Origin of the sequence: Granulicella tundricola MP5ACTX9 (assembly GCF_000178975.2) — a bacterium.
GTDB classification, from domain to species: Bacteria; Acidobacteriota; Terriglobia; order Terriglobales; family Acidobacteriaceae; genus Edaphobacter; species Edaphobacter tundricola.
The window spans coordinates 2,623,445-2,642,817 of record NC_015064.1 but is presented as its reverse complement, the minus strand read 5'-3'; the positions used below and the strand labels follow the sequence as shown (position 1 = coordinate 2,642,817).

At 59.1% G+C, this 19,373-nt stretch carries 18 protein-coding genes and 4 pseudogenes; 13 read left to right on the top strand and 9 right to left on the bottom strand.

The features are described 5' to 3' along the window. The first annotated feature begins 147 nt into the window (after window positions 1-147). The 3 genes from ACIX9_RS11255 (at window position 148) to ACIX9_RS11245 (ending at window position 2,740) form a co-directional block, all read left to right on the top strand. Window positions 148-1,077, top strand: coding sequence for an ATP-binding protein (locus ACIX9_RS11255; RefSeq protein WP_049789419.1), 930 nt, complete (start codon window positions 148-150; stop codon window positions 1,075-1,077). Window positions 1,078-1,221: 144 nt separating this feature from the next. Then, window positions 1,222-1,977: an ATP-binding cassette domain-containing protein gene (locus tag ACIX9_RS11250; protein WP_013580608.1), complete on the top strand. Its 756-nt coding sequence runs from the start codon at window positions 1,222-1,224 to the stop codon at window positions 1,975-1,977. Between the two features lie 133 nt (window positions 1,978-2,110). Next, window positions 2,111-2,740, top strand: a complete 630-nt coding sequence (locus tag ACIX9_RS11245; protein WP_013580607.1) for an ABC transporter permease — start codon at window positions 2,111-2,113, stop codon at window positions 2,738-2,740. 73 nt (window positions 2,741-2,813) lie between these two features. On the opposite strand, the gene ACIX9_RS11240 is transcribed toward ACIX9_RS11245, so the two are convergent. The 4 genes from ACIX9_RS11240 to ACIX9_RS11225 form a co-directional block, all read right to left on the bottom strand. After that, window positions 2,814-3,206: a hypothetical protein gene (locus ACIX9_RS11240; protein WP_332308604.1), complete on the bottom strand. Its 393-nt coding sequence runs from the start codon at window positions 3,204-3,206 to the stop codon at window positions 2,814-2,816. A gap of 248 nt (window positions 3,207-3,454) precedes the next feature. Beyond that, window positions 3,455-4,348, bottom strand: a complete 894-nt coding sequence (locus ACIX9_RS11235; protein WP_013580605.1) for an RluA family pseudouridine synthase — start codon at window positions 4,346-4,348, stop codon at window positions 3,455-3,457. A gap of 68 nt (window positions 4,349-4,416) precedes the next feature. After that, complete coding sequence (locus ACIX9_RS11230) at window positions 4,417-5,019, bottom strand: hypothetical protein (RefSeq protein ID WP_013580604.1); 603 nt, start codon at window positions 5,017-5,019, stop codon at window positions 4,417-4,419. A 227-nt stretch (window positions 5,020-5,246) separates the two neighbouring features. After that, window positions 5,247-6,194: an IS5 family transposase gene (locus ACIX9_RS11225; RefSeq protein WP_041597709.1), complete on the bottom strand. Its 948-nt coding sequence runs from the start codon at window positions 6,192-6,194 to the stop codon at window positions 5,247-5,249. Window positions 6,195-6,359: 165 nt separating this feature from the next. Here ACIX9_RS11225 and ACIX9_RS27385 point away from each other — a divergent pair, with 165 nt between their 5' ends. The 7 genes and pseudogenes from ACIX9_RS27385 (at window position 6,360) to ACIX9_RS25790 (ending at window position 10,100) form a co-directional block, all read left to right on the top strand. Then, window positions 6,360-6,485: a hypothetical protein gene (locus ACIX9_RS27385; protein ID WP_269744669.1), complete on the top strand. Its 126-nt coding sequence runs from the start codon at window positions 6,360-6,362 to the stop codon at window positions 6,483-6,485. 460 nt (window positions 6,486-6,945) lie between these two features. Continuing rightward, window positions 6,946-7,281, top strand: a pseudogene (locus tag ACIX9_RS27900) (outer membrane beta-barrel protein); the annotation flags it as partial. Between the two features lie 206 nt (window positions 7,282-7,487). Next, window positions 7,488-8,135 (top strand): annotated as a pseudogene (locus ACIX9_RS27895) (outer membrane beta-barrel protein). A gap of 26 nt (window positions 8,136-8,161) precedes the next feature. Further along, a pseudogene (locus ACIX9_RS27890) lies at window positions 8,162-8,440 on the top strand (outer membrane beta-barrel protein); the annotation flags it as partial. Next, entirely contained in the window at window positions 8,362-8,790 is a 429-nt protein-coding gene (locus ACIX9_RS11205) for an outer membrane beta-barrel protein (protein WP_456297995.1), read from the top strand. The pseudogene ACIX9_RS27890 and the gene ACIX9_RS11205, both read left to right, overlap by 79 nt. 607 nt (window positions 8,791-9,397) lie before the next feature. Further along, the gene (locus tag ACIX9_RS11200) at window positions 9,398-9,715 is read left to right on the top strand and encodes an alpha-amylase family protein (RefSeq protein ID WP_041597059.1); all 318 of its coding nucleotides are present in this window, start codon (window positions 9,398-9,400) and stop codon (window positions 9,713-9,715) included. A 40-nt stretch (window positions 9,716-9,755) separates the two neighbouring features. Then, entirely contained in the window at window positions 9,756-10,100 is a 345-nt protein-coding gene (locus ACIX9_RS25790) for an alpha-amylase family protein (RefSeq protein WP_157477490.1), read from the top strand. Between the two features lie 664 nt (window positions 10,101-10,764). On the opposite strand, the pseudogene ACIX9_RS24730 reads toward ACIX9_RS25790, so the two are convergent. After that, window positions 10,765-11,970 (bottom strand): annotated as a pseudogene (locus ACIX9_RS24730) (IS3 family transposase). Window positions 11,971-12,216: 246 nt separating this feature from the next. Between ACIX9_RS24730 and ACIX9_RS11185 the strand changes: the two are divergent. Both ACIX9_RS11185 and ACIX9_RS11180 read left to right on the top strand, forming a co-directional pair. Continuing rightward, entirely contained in the window at window positions 12,217-12,750 is a 534-nt protein-coding gene (locus tag ACIX9_RS11185) for a hypothetical protein (RefSeq protein WP_013580601.1), read from the top strand. Window positions 12,751-12,832: 82 nt separating this feature from the next. Then, window positions 12,833-13,018 carry a hypothetical protein gene (locus ACIX9_RS11180; RefSeq protein WP_013580600.1) on the top strand — a complete coding sequence of 62 codons (186 nt, stop codon included), beginning with the start codon at window positions 12,833-12,835 and terminating at the stop codon, window positions 13,016-13,018. A gap of 5 nt (window positions 13,019-13,023) precedes the next feature. Here the strand turns inward: ACIX9_RS11180 and ACIX9_RS11175 are convergent, their stop codons facing one another. From ACIX9_RS11175 to mutS, 3 genes are all read right to left on the bottom strand, one after another. Further along, a complete protein-coding gene (locus ACIX9_RS11175; protein WP_041597707.1) occupies window positions 13,024-14,526 on the bottom strand; it encodes an ABC transporter substrate-binding protein in 1,503 nt (500 codons plus the stop codon). A gap of 85 nt (window positions 14,527-14,611) precedes the next feature. After that, window positions 14,612-15,799, bottom strand: a complete 1,188-nt coding sequence (locus ACIX9_RS11170) for an anhydro-N-acetylmuramic acid kinase (protein ID WP_332308603.1) — start codon at window positions 15,797-15,799, stop codon at window positions 14,612-14,614. A 69-nt stretch (window positions 15,800-15,868) separates the two neighbouring features. Then, on the bottom strand, window positions 15,869-18,577 hold the full coding sequence (mutS, locus tag ACIX9_RS11165) for a DNA mismatch repair protein MutS (protein WP_013580597.1): 2,709 nt from the start codon (window positions 18,575-18,577) through the stop codon (window positions 15,869-15,871). 69 nt (window positions 18,578-18,646) lie between these two features. Here mutS and ACIX9_RS11160 point away from each other — a divergent pair, with 69 nt between their 5' ends. Further along, window positions 18,647-18,871 carry a hypothetical protein gene (locus tag ACIX9_RS11160; RefSeq protein ID WP_013580596.1) on the top strand — a complete coding sequence of 75 codons (225 nt, stop codon included), beginning with the start codon at window positions 18,647-18,649 and terminating at the stop codon, window positions 18,869-18,871. A gap of 62 nt (window positions 18,872-18,933) precedes the next feature. Here the strand turns inward: ACIX9_RS11160 and ACIX9_RS11155 are convergent, their stop codons facing one another. Then, on the bottom strand, window positions 18,934-19,353 hold the full coding sequence (locus ACIX9_RS11155) for a DUF7674 family protein (RefSeq protein ID WP_157477487.1): 420 nt from the start codon (window positions 19,351-19,353) through the stop codon (window positions 18,934-18,936). Window positions 19,354-19,373: the final 20 nt, after the last annotated feature.

The following is a 19,373-nucleotide window of genomic DNA, read 5'->3' as shown; positions in this document are numbered from 1 at the left end:
CAACCCCTGTGTTACAAGCGTCATTAGATACAGGGACCGCGCCCGTCGCACCCTGCCATCGAAACCTGAGAACTTCGCGCCGCCTCACACGCGCCCGCCGAAGCCCAAGAGAATAAGCGCCACATGCGCGAATGGATACTGAACCAGATGAGAAGACGCACCAGACGTGGACCCAACGAGTCCGAGTCCACCGGCAAAAGCGGCCAGGAACTGCCCACCGGCCAGCTTGCCCCCCTCCGCCCCACCTACCCGGACCCGATCGAGCGCAAACCCGAAGCCCCCAAACCGGAACCGGTTAAACCCGTCATCTCCCGCACCACCGAGCTTCCTATCGATCTTCTTCCGGTCGCCGCGAAGCACGCGCAGCCCGAACCCGAAGGTCCCGAGGGCTTCGAGCCCTCCGCCCCCCCGGAAGGCTTCGCCCCCGCCGACCCCGAGGCTGAAAAGAAGGTCGTCGTAGAGACCCAGCCCGAGTCTCTCGCCACCCCGCCCCCCGGCCCGGAGGCCGTCTCGCCCAAGGCTCCCCGCGGCTACGTCGTCCTCACCATCGGCCTCCCCGGCTCCGGCAAGACCACCTGGTACAAGCGCCGCGGCGTCTCGCCCCTGTCCTCGGACATGCTCCGCACCATCCTCTTTGACGACATCACGGACCAGCGCTACCAGGGCCTCGTCTTCAGCACCTTGCGCTCGCTCCTCCGCGCACGCCTGATCGCCAAGATGCCCTGGAACTACGTCGACGCCACCAACCTCAGCCCGCATGAGCGCCGCCAGTGGATCAAGATGGCCAAGTCCTTCGGGTACGAGGTCCAGGCCGTCTTCTTCGACGTCCCCCTCGCCGTCTGCATGGAGCGCAACTCCAAGCGCGACCGCCAGGTCACCGACGAGGTCATGCAGAAGATGGCCGAGCGCCTTCGCCCTCCCGTCTTCAAAGAGGGCTTTGACAAGATCACCGTCGTCCGCGTCAAGGGAGCCCCTGAAGCACCCTCAGACACCCCCACCCTCCCCCAACCGACCCCCGAAGAGCCCAACCCGGACGCCGCTCCAACCCCCACTCAGGAACCCCAACCCGAGGCATAACCTCATCGGGTGCCCCATCCTCGGACCACAGTTTTACCGTGGGACAGGGTGGGGTATCGATTTCGGTAGAAATCGACCGCCTCCTTGAGATGAGGCAAAGACTGAGATGAGGCAAAGACGTCCACCGCATCGGAGCCGCGAACTATGCCCACCCCCGCCATAGAGTTCGCAGAAGTCTCCTACGCCGTCCAGTCCCGCACCCTGATTGACAAAGTCTCGCTCGCCCTCGAGCAGGGAACCACCACCGCCCTCCTCGGCCGCTCCGGCTCCGGCAAGACCACCCTCCTCCGCATGGTCAACGCCCTCGTCACCCCCACCGCCGGCGAGATCCGCATCGCAGGCGTTCCCAACCACCTCCGCAACCTCACCGACCTCCGCCGCACCATCGGCTACTGCATCCAGGAGACCGGCCTCTTCCCCCACATGACCGTCGAGCGCAACGCCGCCCTCGCCCTGGAGATCGCCGGCCCCGAACCCGGCCAGACCAAACAAACCTTCCGCAACCGGGCAGCGGAAGTCCTCGCCCTAACCGGCCTCGACCCCGCCCTGGCCACCCGTTACCCCTGGCAGCTCTCGGGCGGCCAGCGCCAGCGCGTAGGCCTCGCAAGAGCCCTCGCTCACGACCCCGAAATCCTCCTCATGGACGAGCCCTTCGGAGCCCTCGACCCCATCACCCGAGCCGAGATCCAGACCACCCTCCGCGCCCTTCTCCAGAAACTCAACAAAACCGTCCTCCTCGTCACCCACGACCTCGACGAAGCCCTCTACTTGGCCCACCGCGTCATCTTCCTCGAAGCCGGCGAAGTAGTAGCCGACCTGAACTCCGCAGAGGTCCTCACCTCCCCCAACGCCCACGTCCAGACCTACGTCCGCGCAGTACACAGGGGGACCCCCGCATGACCCCCTTCCTCCATCACCACTCAACTCGTGTGCCCCACCCTCACCGCGGTCGTATCGCGGTTAGGGTGGGCATCGCGCAAAGCGCGACCCTTCCACCGCCTCCAGCCCAACCCACAAACCCGGAGGAAGCCGCATGACCTTCCTCCACCAGCACGCCTCAGAGATAGCCCGCCTAACCTTCGAGCACCTCTGGCTCACCTTCTTCGCCATGGCCCTGGCCGCAGCAGTAGGCATCCCCACCGGCATCCTCCTCACCCGTCACGAGCGCCTCGCCAAACCCATCATCACCATCGCCAACATCATCCAGGTCATCCCCTCGCTCGCCCTCTTCGGCCTCCTCCTCCCCGTCCCCTGGCTGGGAGAAAACGCCGCAAGACTAGCCATCCTCGCCCTCACCGGCTACGCCCTCCTGCCCATCCTCCGCAGCACCTACGCCGGCATCCGCTCGGTCGATCCCGCCCTGATCGACGTAGCCGCCGCCATGGGCATGACCCCCACCCAGCGCCTCCTCAAGGTCGAGCTCCCCCTTGGCGCGAGCGTCATCCTGGCCGGCCTCCGCACCGCCACCGTAACCTGCGTAGGCGTAGCCACCATCGCCGCGGCCATAGGCGCAGGCGGCCTCGGCGAGCTCATCTTCCGCGGCGTAGCCTCCGTAGACAACGGCCTCGTCCTCGCCGGAGCCATCCCCGCCGCCCTCCTCGCCCTCATCGCAGACTCAGCCCTAGGCCTCCTCGAAAAGAAGCTCACCATCCGCCACACCTGAGCCGGAGACACAAGGCGACGCAGAAAGACCCGCCATCATCAGCGGGTCTTTCTGCGTTCATTACGCAATCAATCTAGTGGTGTCCGCCGCCGCCATGACCGCCGCCACCCGGCACACCGCCATGTCCGACAAATCCGCCGCCATGCTCGCCGCCTGCATCATGTCCGGCATTGCCAACATGCCCAAACCCATCCCGAGCCTCATTGCCCTGGAAGTGGTTGAACGGCTGCACACCGCGGTCCGGATAAGGCCCGTTATAGCCATGCCGCGGATCGTAGCGATTGTCCACATGTCCATAGAACCCACGTCCGCCGTGATACCAGCGACCCGCACCAATGAACACGCCGCCATTGAACCAATCCGGCCCATAGTACCCATAAGGCGAGCAGTTGTAGGGAGCATAGTCGTAGTACCCATACGGGCAGGACGGCTCTCCAATTCCAATAGAAATCTGCGCCGGTGCCACGTGGGAAGCTCCCAACATACCTAGCGCAAGAGCGGAAACGGTAAGAGATTTCAGAATCGACATTCGCGTGTACCTCGTTCTTCTCTTGGTTGGACCCTCAAATCGCACCCTGAGTTGTTCGGCCAACTCAATGAGCCCAACCGGCATGCACACGAAAAGCCTCTGAAGATCCGTAACTCCTTTGAAATAAGACCCCTCACCTATTTGATGCCTTGCAGGCACAGATCTCATCATGCCCGGTATCCGTCCTACGGATGCAAGAAGCCAGAAGGCAAAGCCGCCTCAAGCTCGATCTGTTCTCCCGTGACGGGATGATGAAACTTCAGAAACTGGGCGTGCAGCAGATACCCTCCATCGCCCGGAAGCCCCGGAAGATCGTCAAGCGGCAGGCCTGTCGAGCCATATAGAGGATCGCCCACCAGGGGATGCCCGATGGAAGCCAGATGGATCCTGATCTGATGAGGCCTCCCCGAACCCAGCCTCACCTCAAAGGTCGTGGTCGCTGCAGTCCGCGAGATCACCTTCGCCGACGACTTCGACGCTTTACCTCCAGCGCTGGCCGCCCACACCGAACCCAGGCGCGGGTGCGGCACCAGCCCGATAGGCGTGAGAATCTCATACGCCTCCTGCCGCGCCACCCCTTGAGCCAGCGCCCGGTAGATCTTTTGAACTCTGGGCGTATTCCAGTCTGCGGTCAGTCCAGCGGCAGCCTGCGCTGTCTTGGCAAACATCACGATGCCGGTCGTGGCTCGGCCCAACCGGTGCACAGGGTTTGCGCTCGGGCTATGCCTATGCACCAGCCGCAGGAGGGTGTTTTCCAGAAAACCGCCCCCGGGAAGAGTGGGCAGTCCACTGGGTTTATTGACGGCCAAAAGATGAAGATCATCGAACAGCACTTCAAAGTGCTGAGGCGCATCCGGTTCGATCCAGGCTGGCCGCTTCCAGACAAGGATTTGCCCTGAACTCAGCAACTCGCTCCCGGCAGCAGTTATGCCGTCAAGAGTGACCTCGCCGTTGTCCAGATTCTCTTGCCAGGCCTCAGCGCTCGAGTGCGGATAAAGCCCCGCCAGGTGCGAGAGCAGCGTCCATCCATGCTGTTTGCTGCCGATGATGGTCGTATAGGCATAGCCCCGGTTGAGCATGTAGCTTCAGTCTAAGCTGTGGCATCTCAGGCAGGCATCTCAGGCAGGCCTCGCAGGCCACCAATAGCCTACCCCAAAGGCTCAGCCCGTCCAATCGCAATCGGCCTCACCTCGAACACCGTCGCCTCAGGCGAAAACATGAACCCTGTCGGCCGTCCCTCCGCATCCACCTCAAACCGTATGAACCCTGACCCCACTCCGCTCGTCCCATCCTCCCGCGTATCCTCGAAATGAGGCTTATCGGCCGAGTCATAAACCCGCACCGACCACACCCCATCCTCGATCTCCTCCGGCGTATCCCCCACCAACACCACATGCCCCGTATCCTGCCCCTTCACCAAAGGCAGCTCCCACGCCAGAACATCCCCTCGCCGAGCATCCGCCAGCCGCATAATCTGCCTCCACCCACCCGTCCGCGTCCCCAGCCCACTGAAATACAAGTAATACTCAAACGCCCGGGGCAGAGGCTGCTTCGACTCCTTCGGAATCAGCGCGTAGTGATTCGCCGCCAGCCCCTCCAGCACACAAGCCACAAACTGGTTGCAGTCGCAGTCGTAAATCCCTGCCTCCGCGTCGATGAATCCGTTGTACTGATAGTCCGTCTGCGTCAGCGTATTGACGATCGACTCGGCCTGCGCGGCCAACTCTGCGGGAAGCGGATTCGAAGCCATCTGGAGGTCCCTCTGGCCAGCACGATACCACCAAATGGGTACCGCAAAGCAAGCCTTAATTCCCATAAATAGAAACAAAGTGCTTAGGAAACTCTGCGCAGGCGGCTGATTTGACGTTATGAGTAAACGTCTTGAGTCGGCGGCCGGTTTGTTACGATACTACCGTGCTGTATTTGGTTTTGGCTGAGTGTGCGCTGTGTTGAAGAGTCGTTGCCCGTTTTCGGGCGCTATGCGGCCAGCCCTGCCAGGTGCTTGCGGTGGAGGTAGAGGTTGATGAGGGCGAAGTTAGTGCATAGCCGGTGGTGGTTCTTGGCGATACCTCGGTAGCGCACCTTGTCGAAGCCGAAGACGCGCTTCAGGATACGGAAGACGTGTTCTACTTTCGCTCTTACTTTTGATTTCGTCGTATTCTTCTTCTTTGCAGCTTCATCGACATAGTTCTTGAACCTGGTTCGCTTGCAGGTCATGTCCTGGGCCTTGGGCGCGGCCTGCCGGATGGCCTTCGTCTGGCCTTGATAGCCGCCGTCGCCCCACACCTTGCGCTCCTCCCCATGTAGCAGATCCGGCAGCATAGGTACGTCCGAGACGTTGGCCGCCGACGTTGCTACCGAGTGCCTGTGACCTTCTTTTGCATCGACGCCCACGTGCGCTTTCAGTCCGAAATACCACTGCTTGCCCTTACGAGTCTGGCGCATCGCCGGATCACGCTCTTTCTTCTCGTTCTTCGTCGAAGAAGGCGCGTGGATAATGGTCACATCCACGATCGTACCGGTCTCGATGCGGATGCCCTTGGCTGCCAGATGCAGGTTCACCGCGTCGAGCATGGCACCGCCGAGGTCATGCTTTTCGAGCAGGTGACGGAAGCACAGCACTGTCGTTTCATCCGGTGCCGGAGCCACGCCCAGGTCAACACCAGCGAACCGCCGCAGCGTGAAGGATTCGTGAAACGCCTCCTCGACGCCAGGGTCGGACAAGTTGAACCACTGCTGCATGAAGTAGGTCCGCAGCATGATCCCAAGCCCGACAGGACGACGACCGTTGCAGGCCTTCGGGTAGTGTGGCTCGACCAGAGCCTGTAACTCGACCCATGGAACAACCACTTCCATCTCATCCAGAAACAACTCCCGCCCATACTTCTCAAAGCTCGACTGCGACGCAAAAGTCTGTTGCCTCATCGCCATCCACCCCTAACCATCAGATTAATCCATCAGGCCGCCGACGCAGAACTTGTGCAGAGTTCCCTTAAACTCTCGAGCTAGAACTCCCCATGCCAAGGATCATGGTCGTGGTCATCCCGTCCTCTGGTCTTATGCGTCGTCGTCGTGTCTGGCACCGTGTTGATGTCAATAAGCAATAAGCGCATCAAGAAGTTCGCGGCGGCGCAGGGCATCACCTACAACAGATTTGGCAAGACACTCATAGCCGCCCGAAGGTGGCCTACGGTCAATGACACCTCAACGATGTGAACTCGTTCCTGTATAGACCGTGGCACGGCGTCGACTGCTTTGCGTGCGATTTCAGGATCGGCTGGGGCCGCGGAATGGTCGAGTGGCTCTCCATGGTGGTCATCCATGCGGAACTGTACGAAGTAAGCGGGCTGGACACGAAGTGATGGGTGCTGACGCCCTTTAACGGAAGGACCTTTCTCATCCCGAAAAAGCCAAAGGGCGGGATGCTGAAGATCAAAAAGTCATAGCACTTTGGGATCTGCTCAAGGCATCCCCAACCCCATCCTGACCAAGCTACAAGCCGGGTGCCCCTCAATCTCGAACTACAACACGTTCGATGTACGTATGGATTGGAATCCGAGCGCGAAAGATCTCTTTTTCGTTCACTTTTCCTACGACAATTCACTTCGAATAATCAGTGTGAACTGCCGCAACAGCCGGGCTTTCCAGCCCTGTCAGCGAACGGTGCCAAAACTTCACACATAACCGAGGCTACGCGGCGGGATATACATACACCTTCTCTTTCACGCTCGTAAACGATACACGAATTGCCTACAACCGCGACGACTATGGATTCTCGCCGAGCAGCTTCGGCCAGGATGCCGGCGGCTTGCTGGGTAACGAGAATACCGACCTCGGTGCTTATGCGAACAGCGGAGGCCCGCTCATCGGAGGCGCTGGTTCTGAGCTTGATATATCGTTGACTACGGATGGTTTGCCGTACCGCAGAACGCATACAAAGCCACCGACACGCTTATCATCAACCCGCGGCAAGCACTCTCTCAACGTTGGCGGCACCTTCCTTCGCCGGTAGGTCTCGTACTTTCGTCCCATCTGCGGTAAGGGCTGCTTCTTTATCGCGGGTAACGGCAGCGAGTTCACCGGCTATGAGCCCAGCGAACTGCTCGTTGGCGGCGCAGATAACTACGGAATCGGAAGCCAGACCGGATTCTTTGCGGAAATTAGTCAGGAAGACGCCCTGTTCGCGAACGATGATTAGCGCATCACCCCGCGTCTCACCTGAACCTTGGGCTTCGCTGGAACTTGCTGCAATGGCCAGTGGAGCAACATGACAAGCAGGCTGCATTCGACGTAAACAGCGGTAACATCTTGCTTCCTGGTCAGCACGGGGTTCCTCGTAGCATCGTCAACCCGAGCACAGACTTTGCTCCGCGCATCGGTTTCACGTACGATCTCCTAGGAAACGGGAAGAGCTCGGTGCACGGCGGCTACGGTATCTATTACTTTCTGGACTACGGCGGCATCAGCAACCAACTCGGTCAGCAGATTACCTTTGGAGGCGACTTCACGGCCTTCTCGTTCATCGGAAACTGCCAAACGCTGTCAGGCCAGACAGCATAAGGCGCACCGTTTACCTGCCTTGGCTACATAAGTGGAGCATCAGCTAACTTGCCCTTGCCGCAGCCTGGGTTTCCCGGGTTCAATTTTCAATCGCTTCCGTTTGGCATGAGCGGATTGGCTGTGGACCAGAACAATCGTCATAGCCGTGAACAGCAGTCGAACCTCGAAATGGAACAACAGGTAGGCCCGAAGTACGTGATCCATATCGCACACGTCGGAGCACGTGCGGATCGTCTGTCGAGCTACTACAACTACTACAACTACACCATTGGCAAAACGGTGAAGCCCCTTCCCGAACTTCGGTAGCATCACCCTGAACGAGTACAACGGGTCATTCCAACTACGACGGTCTCCAGTCTCACGCAGAGCACCGCACGTCGAACTTCACTGCGACTGCTTCTTATGCGTGGTCTCACGCACTGGATGACTCCACGAGTGCCTTTGGTGGCACACCGGAGACACTTCTCTTTTCTTACAACCAGCGGTCAAACTATGGAAACTCCAAGTTCGATGAGAGTCATATCTTCAGTTCATCCTTCGTGTACCACCTGCCCTTCGGTCGCGGTCAAAAAAAATCGACAGCGTCGCGTCGCGGCCACTCGACTTGCTGATCGGAGGATGGCAGCTGAACAACCTTATTTTGCTGTCGACAGTTCAGCCTGTCGATCTTTCCGCCGCAGGCAGCGCTGCCCAAAGAAATCGTCCAGACCTGATCACTCCCATCCGCTACCTGAAGAGCATCAGCGGCTTTTGGTTTGATCCGACGGCTTTCTCCAGCAACATCCCGGTCACGACGGCAACTGACGGAACAGGCAGCGCGATCTTGACCCGCATCGGTACACTGGGCAGCAATCAAGTCTATGGACCGGCCGTTCGTACCGTCAATCTCGGCGTACAAAGGAACTCGCACCTCACATCAGCACGCAACTGGAACCTCACGGTGACGCGTTCAATTTATTGAACACGCTAGCTTTTCCACCCCAACAATAGCCTTGGTAATCCATCGCTCTTCAGTAAGATCACCGGTCTTCGCGGCGAAGTATGGCAGATTCAGTTAGCTGCACGCCTGGGTTTCAAACTTCACAACGTGCGGGCCCGTCCGCTTGGCATTAGGGTGGGCAGCCCGAAGCACTTCTTTCAAGAAACCAGTTGAGGGAGGGAAACATTTGATATGCAGGCTTGGCCTCGTACCGTCGCGCTGCTTGCGGCGACGCTCCTGAATATTGAATATTTACGTGCACAGGAAACTGTTCCATCAGTATCCACTAACGTCCCACAAACTCAAGCAGTGGCACCCCCGTTTGGCTTCGAGATGCTGTCAACTATGAAATCTTTCCACGAGCATTCTCGCGGAAGGGAATGCTGGGCGGGATTACGGAGTGGCTCGACACACTGCACCAGCTTGGCATCAACGTGCTTTGGCTCATGCCGATATCTCCACCAGGTAAGGAGAAGCGTCTATGTCGGCTCGGCAGCCATATTCTATCAAGGACTATTACGCGATTGATTCCGACCCCGGCACAAAGGCCGATCTTTTGGCTCTGTTGGAGGCCGCACATTAGCGAAAGATGCTGGTGATTCTCGACACGGTATCGGATCATACAGTTTGGTGCAGCGTGATGATGACACATCCGATTATTTACCAGCATGATGGTGCCGGCAAGATCATCTCCCCGGATGGGTGGAGCGATGTCGCCGCTCTCAACCATGGTGACACCGCGCTTCGGCGCTATATGGATGACATGTTCCTCTACTGGTTAAAAAAACTTTCACATCGATGGTTTCCGCTGGATGCGGCCGGCATGGTGCCAACTAGCTCCGGAATGAACTCCGGCCGCAGATCAAGCGAGAAAATCCAAACGCGGTGCTACTTGCAGAAGCTTTGAAACCCGAACTGATGGAGCATTCTTTCGACCTGGATTATGCATGGCCGTTGCTTGCTACCTTCAGCAGGTAATTGATGAAGTCGCACCAGCGAACGCGATCAGGGATACCCTGCGAAGCGCAGGATGCGATCTTCCGCAAGGCACGCAGCACATGCTGATCAGCGACGATCACGATAAATCGCTTGCAGTCGTGCGGCAACGCGAGCGTGATGCTCTGGCAGCATCTGCAATTAGCCTCACGCTATCCGGCGTTCCGCTCCTATATAACGGCATGGAAGTCGGTGACGCGACGCAATCTGGTGGATCGCAGCTATTCGATAAGGTCGATGTGGACTGGAAGAACGCGTCTCCTTCCTTACGTGCCCTTCTTTCATGCCGTCATTGATCCGCGAAGAATTCGCCTGCACTTCAGCACGGCGCCATCGTGGGGTTGCTCAACTCGGAAGAGCAGCATGTTGTGACCTTCCTCCGACGCGCACCCGAAGAGACTGATCTCATCACCGCGAACCTGTCGACACGCCTTTTCGCAGAACTGTAGAAACCGCGACCGGCGTATGGAAGGAAGTTCCCTCACCAGCTTCAGGCCAAGAGAAAGCGCATTACCTGCGCTTTCACTGGATGCTTTTCAGACTAGTATTGCCCGACTTACTCAGCTGAATTGAATGAGTGAAAGAGCGAATCAGACTATTTTCCTATTCTGTTATGAAAAATAGGTCAGAGATGGATCCAAGAGGACACGATACTGGTACGTCCAAAACATCTGTTCATTCAGATCGATCAAACACGTCTCGTCCGTTCGTACGCCACATCGTCAGCTATGAGTAGATAGATGTCCAAGCTGCGAAAGGACTTTCCATCGCCCACCAACGGCAAACAGACATGCCGTCGTGCCTAGAAGAGAAAGATGTATCAGAGGTGCCCCAGCGGAGTCTCTCGATCGTATAAGCGGCGTGGAAAACTTGCGGAGTCCATCATTCTGAGGTCAAAGACTCGAAACGAAAGCCTGAGCTACCAGGGTAGGTCTTGGAGTGCCCGATCTTTTGCACCAGTTAGCTTGTTAGTTTAGCGCAGCTTCTTTTGAGTTCAAGTAGCCGCCGTCGAGGGTGTGGGGAAGTGGGAGGCGCACTCTGCTTTCCACTTCTCCATAACCCTGTCTTGATCTCGTGAGGCCACGTGTCTGGAGCGGGCGATCGATAGCCGAGCGAAGAGTGTGGCCGGATGGTGTTGTAGTGGATGCGCCAACGTTCGGCCAGCACCTGCACCTCCTTGAGCGAGTAGGAGATCTCGCCGTTGAGGAACTCGGCGCGCAGCTTCGAGTTGAATGATTCACAGTAACCTTTCTCCCACGGACTGCCGGGTTCGATGTAAAGCGTCCTGGCTCCGGTCGCGGCCAGCCACTTGCGCTGATCGTGGGCTACGAACTCCGGGCCATTGTCTGATCGGATATGCTCTGGAACACCCTTCAACACCATCACATCGGCCAGTACCTCGATCACTTTGGCGCTTGACCAGCGCCGTTCCGGACGCACCAGCAGGCTCTCCCTGGTGTGCTCATCGATCAGATTCAGCATCCTCACTGTTCTCCCATCATGAGTCTTGGCACTCACGAAGTCGTAGCTCCAGACATGGTTCGCGTGCTCGGGACGCAGCCGCACGCACGACCCGTCGTTGAGCCATCACCGGCCCCTTGGCTTCTGCTTCTTTGGAACCTTCAGCCCCTCACGACGCCAGATTCTCTCCACCCGATCTTTGCCGACGCACCAGCCTGTACGCTGCAGCAAGGCTGTGATCCGTCGATAACCGTAGCGCCCGCCAAAGTCACGATTGCCTGGGGGAGTCTGTCTTCGTCATCTCGCTGTGTCGGTCGATAGCGTTGCGTGCCCCGTGGCTGCTCCCCCACAAGGCACGCACGCCGCTCGCTCAGCCCCATGTGCTTCACGCGCATGGCTCACCGCACAACGACGCCGCTCGGGGCTTAGAAGTTTCCCTCCGCGATCCTTCAACACCAGCTTCTCCAGGCTCAGGTTCGCCACAAGACGCTTCAGCTTCGCGTTCTCCTGCTCCAGATCCTTCAGTCGCCGAGCCTGGTCCACCTTCAGCCCGCCGTACTCCCGACGCCACCGGCAGTACGTCTGCTCTACGATCTCGGCTTCCTTGCACGCCTGGGGCAACGACTTGCCATTCGCCACGCCAACCTCAACCTGACGGAGCAAATTCACAATCGGCTCCGCCGTATGCTTCTTGCCTCGCGCCATAAACAAATCCTCTTGGTAACAGTTTTATCGTTCCTAACTGGCACAGAAAAGACCCGGCAGTCCAGAAGTTTCAAGGTTTCACTGATATGCCAAGTCGACTTCCGCCAATGCACCACCGACGGCTTGTATTTATCAAATTACGAGACTAGCACATTCTGCGGGGCGACCAACGTCTCGGCGGTTCGTGACACGGACCGGCATCCAGTCATGGTTGGCAGAACCGACCCAGTATGATTCACTTCCTGCATGGCTATTCTTGATTCCCGCCGCAGCTTCCTTCGGATCGCGCCTCTTGCCGCAGCCGCCAGCCTCACTCTCGCCGAAAACCTGCTCTCCGTGCCTGCACACGCTCAAGCCTCTACAGGTGCCGCCGTAATCCCCTTCCAACTCTTCACCGCCCAGTCGCTTGAGTCTTCGGAGAAAGCGCTTCAGGCTGCGCCCGGCAACAAGACTCTCATCGACGTCAAGCAACTCCCCGTCACCGTCGTCATGACCTCTGAGACCGCAAAGGCGGGCAAAGAGTTCGAGTGGCACGAAGGCCGCGACCACATCGTTCAGATCCTCGATGGTGCAACCCTCTACGAGGTAGGTGGCACGCCAAAAAACGGTCGCAACACCAAACCCGAAGAATGGCTCGCCCCAGAATCCGAAGGCCATACCACCTATAACCTGAAGAAGGGCGATATGCTCTTCCTCCCGCGCAACACGCCACATAAGCGCAGCACCAGCGGCACCGTCAGTTTAGTCCTGATCTCAACCGTGGGTAGCCCCAAGGCCTAAGCCGCAACTCTAAGTGGAATACAAATATAACTTTTCGCTAAAATACTCCTGAGACCACCCCTCGGTGCTCTCAGGAGCAGCCATGCTGACGATCATTCATATCGTGATCTCCGTCATCAACGCCATCCTGCGTGACGTAGCCAACGTCCTGCTCGCGGGCGGCGCAATCGTCCTTACTGCGATTACCGTCCTCATCGCAGCGGGTATCGCGCTCGGCATCTCCGGCTTCGGAGCCTTCCGCTTTTTGAAGAAGAGAAGAAGCAAGTAGAGCCTCTACTTCACCACCGCGTCCCTCAAAAAATCAAAGCTCCCAGACCCATCCCCCACAATCCCGCTCACCCGATCCGTATGGACGATGTTGTTGTTCGGGTACCAGAGCGGAATCGCCGGCAGCTCATCCGCCAGAATCTTCTGCACCTCCACATAGTCAGCACGCCTGGCACTAACATCCGGCGTAGTGGCGGCCGCAGCCAGCAGGGAATCGACCCGAGCATTGGAATACCGTCCCCGATTCCCGCCCACCGGAGGCATCTGGCTCGTCGCAAACGCATAGTGGAAGATGTCCGGATCTTCATTGCTCCAGATCCACCGCAGCGCATACATCTGAAACGCCCCGCGCGTCACATCCGCATAGAACGTCCCAAACTCGCTCGACCGCAGCGTCAGCGCAATCCCCGCAGCCCGCAACTGCTGCTGCAGGATCTCCGCCAGCAGACGCGTCGTCTCATCGGTGGACGTCTTCATCTCCAGCCGTAGCCGAACCCCATCCTTGTCGGCGTGATACCCCGCCGCCTCCAGCAGCGCCGCCGCCCGCGCCGGATCATGCGGATACTGCGTCAGCTCGCCCGGTGCCGCCGCAGCCCAATGCCCAGGCGGCAGCAGCGTATCCGCCACCCGTGCTCGCCCCAGCCACAGCGCATCCACAATCGCCTTCCGGTCCATCGCAAACGCCACCGCCTGCCGCACGCGCTTGTCATTCAGCGGAGCCGCCGTCACATTGAAGTTCATATACATCACCGGCGACCCCGGCCCGGTCTCATCCTTTAACCCCGGCACACGCTCCAGCGCACGCACCATATCCAGCGTAACCACGTTCACCGCCACATCTGCCGAGTGCTTCCGCAGCTCCAGCGCGCTCGTTACCGCATCCGGCACCACGGATAGCCGCAGCCGTTCGATATTCCCACGCGACCCCGCCCAGTAACTCGGCACCCGCTCCAGCACCACCTCTTTATCCTGCTCCGCACTCACAAACCGGAACGCCCCCGACCCCACAGGAACCCGCCCAAACTCCCGCCCTGACCCCTTAGGCACCACCCCAAACAGACCATCGCTCAGGTTGAAAAGCAGCGATTCGTCCGCCCTTTTCATCTTCACCTCAACGGTCAGCCGATCCTTCGCCCGCGCCGTCTGTACACTCGCAAAGTTGCCGCCCTTGGCCGTGATGAGCGTCCCATCCACCATCGAGTTGATCGTCCACGCAACGTCCTCCGCCCCCAGCGGCCTTCCATCCTGAAACCTCACACCATCGCGCAGATGAAACACCCAGGTCGTAGCATCCGGCCGCTCCCAACTCGTCGCAAGCCATGGCTTGAACTCATACCGTTCGTCCTTACGCACCAGCGCATCGAAGATCAGCCCATCGATCTTCTCCGCCTGCGCATCCGTCCCCACCCGCGGATCAAGACTATTCGGCGAGCTCTCAATCAACACCACAACAGTCCCCGCATCGTCTGACCGCGTATGACATCCCAACACACTCAGACATCCCAACATCAAGCCACAAATCCGGGTGCCCCATCCTCGGCGCGGTCTCATCGCTACAGGGTGGGGTATCGAGCGAAGCTCGACCGCTTTTCCCTCAACCAAGCGACACCTTCCCCAAAACAACTCCCCTCTTCGCCCCCGTAGCACTAGGCACATTGCCCGTCATCCCAAACCAACTCAACCACCCCAACAGCGCAAACGCCGCCGCCTCCTTGGCCTCCGCCGCGACCCCCATCTCATCCATCGCCAGCACCTTCACTCCAAGCTCCGCAAACCGAGCCGTCAATCCCTTCATCAAGTAAGCATTCCGAGCCCCACCCCCAGCCGCAATCAACTCAGTCGCCTTCGCCAGCGGAGCCCTCTGCCCCAAATGGCTCCAGCAGAACTTCGCATAAGCCTCCACCACAGACCGCACGGTGATCTCGGTCGCCGTAGCGATTACATCCGCCTTCTTCCCACCCGCCGCCACACAAGCCTCATGCACCCGCGCCACGAACGCCGCCCCATACTGCTCCCGCCCACAGGACTTCGGCGGCAGGGCAGAGAAGTACCCATCCTTCATCACCTCATCCACCACCCCAGCAAGCACACGCCCCCGAGCAGCAGTCTGCCCGCCACAGTCATAGTTCCGCCCATACAGCTTGAACATCAGCGCATCGACCACCATATTCGCAGGCCCCGTATCGAACGCCAGCAACCCATCCAACCCCGCACCCGCAGGGATCGCCGTCACATTCGCAATCCCCCCCAGGTTCAGCAGCACCCGATTCTTCGTCGCACTCCGAAACATACAAAAATCCAGCATCGGCACCAGCGGCGCACCTTGTCCACCCGCAGCCAGATCAGCCGGTCGCATGTCGCTCACCACCGGAACCCGCATCCGTTCCGCCACCACCGCCGCCTCACCAAGCTGCCACGTAGCCCGCACCGGAGCACCCAGATACTCCTCCGCTACTCCCTGGTGATAGATGGTCTGCCCATGCATACTCACCAGCCCAATCTTCTTCCCCACCTTAGCCGCAGTCTTCTCCACACAATCCGCATACACCTCACCCAGCCGCCAGTTCAGTCTCGATAACTCCGCAACAGAAACCTCCTTCGCATCCATAGCTCTGAGCACGGCCGCACGAACATCCTCGGAATAAGCAAAGCTCTCATGCCCAATCACCTTCAACTTAGGCGTAGGCGCACCCGGCGACACCCGCACCACCGCCACATCCACCCCATCCGCGGAGGTCCCACTCATCACCCCCGCCACCACCATCGCCTTAGGCTCTCGCACCTGCACCGCCTTTACTCGAAACTCGAAACTCGCGACTCGAAACTCTTAGCTAAACGCCGTTGCCTGTTCTTAGCCCTTCATCTCCCGCTTCAACTCCGCCAGCAGATTCAGCGCCTCCAGCGGTGTCAGCGAGTCGACCTCAACCGCACCCAGCCGATCCACAATTCTCTGCGAAAGTGGCGTAAACAGTGTCATCTGCACCTTCCCCGCAGGCTCCGCAACAGCTTCTCTGACCTGTTGCGATTCCGCCCGCTCATGCACCTTCAACACCTCACGCGCCCTTGCAATCACCCCATTCGGTAGCCCCGCCAGCCGAGCCACCTCGATCCCATAACTCTTGCTCGCCGCCCCCGCCTCAACCGAATGCAGGAACACAATCCCACCCGCATTCTCCTTGACAGTAACCCGCACGTTCTTCAGCTTCGTAAGTCGATCCGCCAATAAAGTAAGTTCATGATAATGAGTCGCAAATAAAGCCCGAGCGCCAATCTTATTATGTAAGTGCTCCACAGTAGCCCACGCCAGACTAAGCCCGTCATAGGTCGCCGTACCACGCCCCATCTCATCCAGCAGCACCAGGCTCTTGTTCGTAGCCGTATTCAGAATCGCAGCCGTCTCCGTCATCTCCACCATGAACGTAGACCGTCCCCGAGCCACATTATCGCTAGCCCCAATCCTCGTATAGATCCTATCGACCAACCCCACCCGCATCCGCTCCGCCGGCACAAAGCATCCACACTGCGCCATCACCACCAGCAACGCAGCCATCCGCAGGTAAGTACTCTTACCGCCCATATTCGGCCCCGTCATCAGCAGCAAAGAGGGCCCCGCATCCGCATCCAGATACAGCGAATTAGGCACAAACCGTCCCGCACCCGACTCCTCCATCCGCCGCTCCACCACAGGATGCCGCCCCTGCACAAACTCGAGCGCACAGCCTTCTTCCACCACCGGCCTCACCCACCCACGCAGCGCCGCCAGATGCGCAAAGCAGCTCATCAGGTCGATCTCCGCCACCTTCCGCGCCGTCTCCCGCATCCGCCCCGCAGCCGCCAGCAACTGCGCTCTCAGCTCGCTGAATAAACGTCGTTCAATCTCCAGCGACCGCTCCTGAGCCGTCAGAATCTTCGCCTCATACTCCTTCAACTCCGGCGTCGTAAACCGCTCCGCATTCACCAGCGTCTGCTTCCGCTCATAGTCCGCCGGCACGGCCTTCGCATTCGCCTTCGTCACCTCAAGGTAGTAGCCAAACACGCTATTGAACCGTACCTTCAGCGACCCGATCCCCGTCCTCGCCCGCTCCCGTTCTTCGATCGCCACCAGCGCCTGCCGCCCGCTCCGGCTCAACTCCCGCAGCTCATCCAGCTCCGCATGAATCCCCGCCCGGATCACCCCGCCATCCGCAAACGTCACCGGAGGCTCATCCACAATCGTCGCCGTAATCACTTCATGCAGGTCCTCCAGCGGATCGAGCCCCGCCCCCAGCTCCATCCACTTCGCCGCCGTAAACATCCCCACCGCCGCAACCACCCTCGGCACACAGCCAAGCGTAGAAGCCAGCGCCAGCACCTCCCGCGGCCCAGCAGAGTCCATAGCCACACGCCCCAGCAGCCTCTCCAAGTCGAGCAGCCCATTCATAGCCCGCCTCACACCCTCCCGCCGTCTTAGATCCGCCGCCGCCTCCCCCACAGCATCCAGCCGAACCTCAATCTCGCCAAGCCCCATAGCAGGTCTTAACAACGTAGCCCTCAGCAGCCGTTTCCCCATCGGCGTACAACAAGCATCCAGCGTATAAAGCAAAGTAGTCTGCGCCGACTCCCCAGAAAACAGCGGCTCCACCAACTCCAAATTCCTCACGCTTACAGCATCGAGCTCCAAACACCCAGACCGCTCATAAAACCGCACCGCCTCCACATGCTCTAGCGCTCCCTGCTTCTGCTGCCGCAGATAATGCAGCAATCCACCCGCCGCAACCCCAGCAGCCTCATGCCCACCCAGCCCGAGCCCATCCAGTGACAACACCCGAAAATGCGACCGCAGCAGCGGCAACGCATGCTCCGCCGTCATCACCCAATCCTCAACAGCGCTCTTAGTCTTGATCCCATCCAACCCCGCCCCGTCCGAATCATCCACCGAACTGGGTGCCCCAGGTCCCGCCTCTGGGACCTGGGTTGGATCGGCACCAAGCTTCAAAGACCGGTTAGAACCCGAAGCCCCCAGCAATCCACCCGACGCATAAACCAACTCCGCCGGCTTCACCCTCCCAAGCTCATCTACCGCCAAAGCCCAAGCCCCGGCCCCAACAAACTCCGTAGCCCTGAACTCGCCGGTAGAAAGATCCACCATCGCCACACCAGCAACACCCTTCACCATCACCACGGAAGCCAGCCAGCAACTCTCTCCCGCACCCAGCGCCGGATCGACAGCCGTCCCCGGCGTCAGCACCCTTGTTACCTCCCGCTTGACGATCCCCTTGACCGTCTTCGGATCTTCCATCTGCTCGCACAGCGCAATCCGGTAGCCCTTCCGCAGCAGCCTCTGCAGATAAACCTCAGCCGCATGATACGGAACCCCGCACATCGGCTGCTTCTTCTCTTTATCCCTGGCCGTCAGCGTAAGCTGCAACTCCCGGCTGACCAGAATCGCATCCTCATAAAACAGCTCGTAGAAGTCCCCGATCCGGCAGAACATCAGGCAGTCCGGATGCGCCTCCTTCGCCGCGAAGTACTGCCGCATCACCGGCGTCAACTGTGCATCGTTTGTCGTATCAATCGCCATATCGCTTGGAACCTCCAGCATACCGGAGCAGCCCCACCCGCGATAAACTACCTCAGCCAGGAGACCCACATGATCCAGATCCCCCTCACCCCAGAAGCCTTCGCCGCCAAATCCCAAGAGCTAGCCGAAAAGCACAACATCACCCTCACCGGCCATGAGGGCACCCTCTCAAAATCAGGCGTCACCGCCGGCTACAAGTACGAGGTCGGCCTCCTGACCGTCAACATCCTGGAAAAACCCTTCTTCGTCTCCACCGATTACTGCGAAACCGAACTGAAAAAGTTTCTGGCCTAGACCGCTGCACGAGGGTGCCCCATGATCATCGAGGGCGAAGCCATCGATGATCGTGGGGTCAATCACTTCGCCTGAACAAGCCCCAAACGCACCCCAATCCGCCTCAAAAACGAACTCGCCGCCGCGTTAGCCTTGTGTTCCCGCCGTTGCGTCGCCAGACCAGGCACATAGCGGCATAGTCGCTTCGTTTCAGGACCGAGCCACGGCGAAAGCCTATCCTCGTTCTCCATAAATCCCAGCCACTCTCCAACCTCAATGCCAAGCAGATTTTCCAAGTCGGAATCACTGGCAGAACTCACCGCGATATCTTCAAAGTAGGCGCAGAACGATAAAATCACCTTAAGATCCGCCTCACGCAGCGCTTCTTCCAGATGAGGGATGATCACGCAGCCTAAAGCAATAAACGGGAGCGGTTCATCATCGTCCATGTAGCCGCGAATCTCCTCTTGATACTTAGGAAAGCGCTGAACGAGATCGCTCACAGACGTCGCATACGTCACCT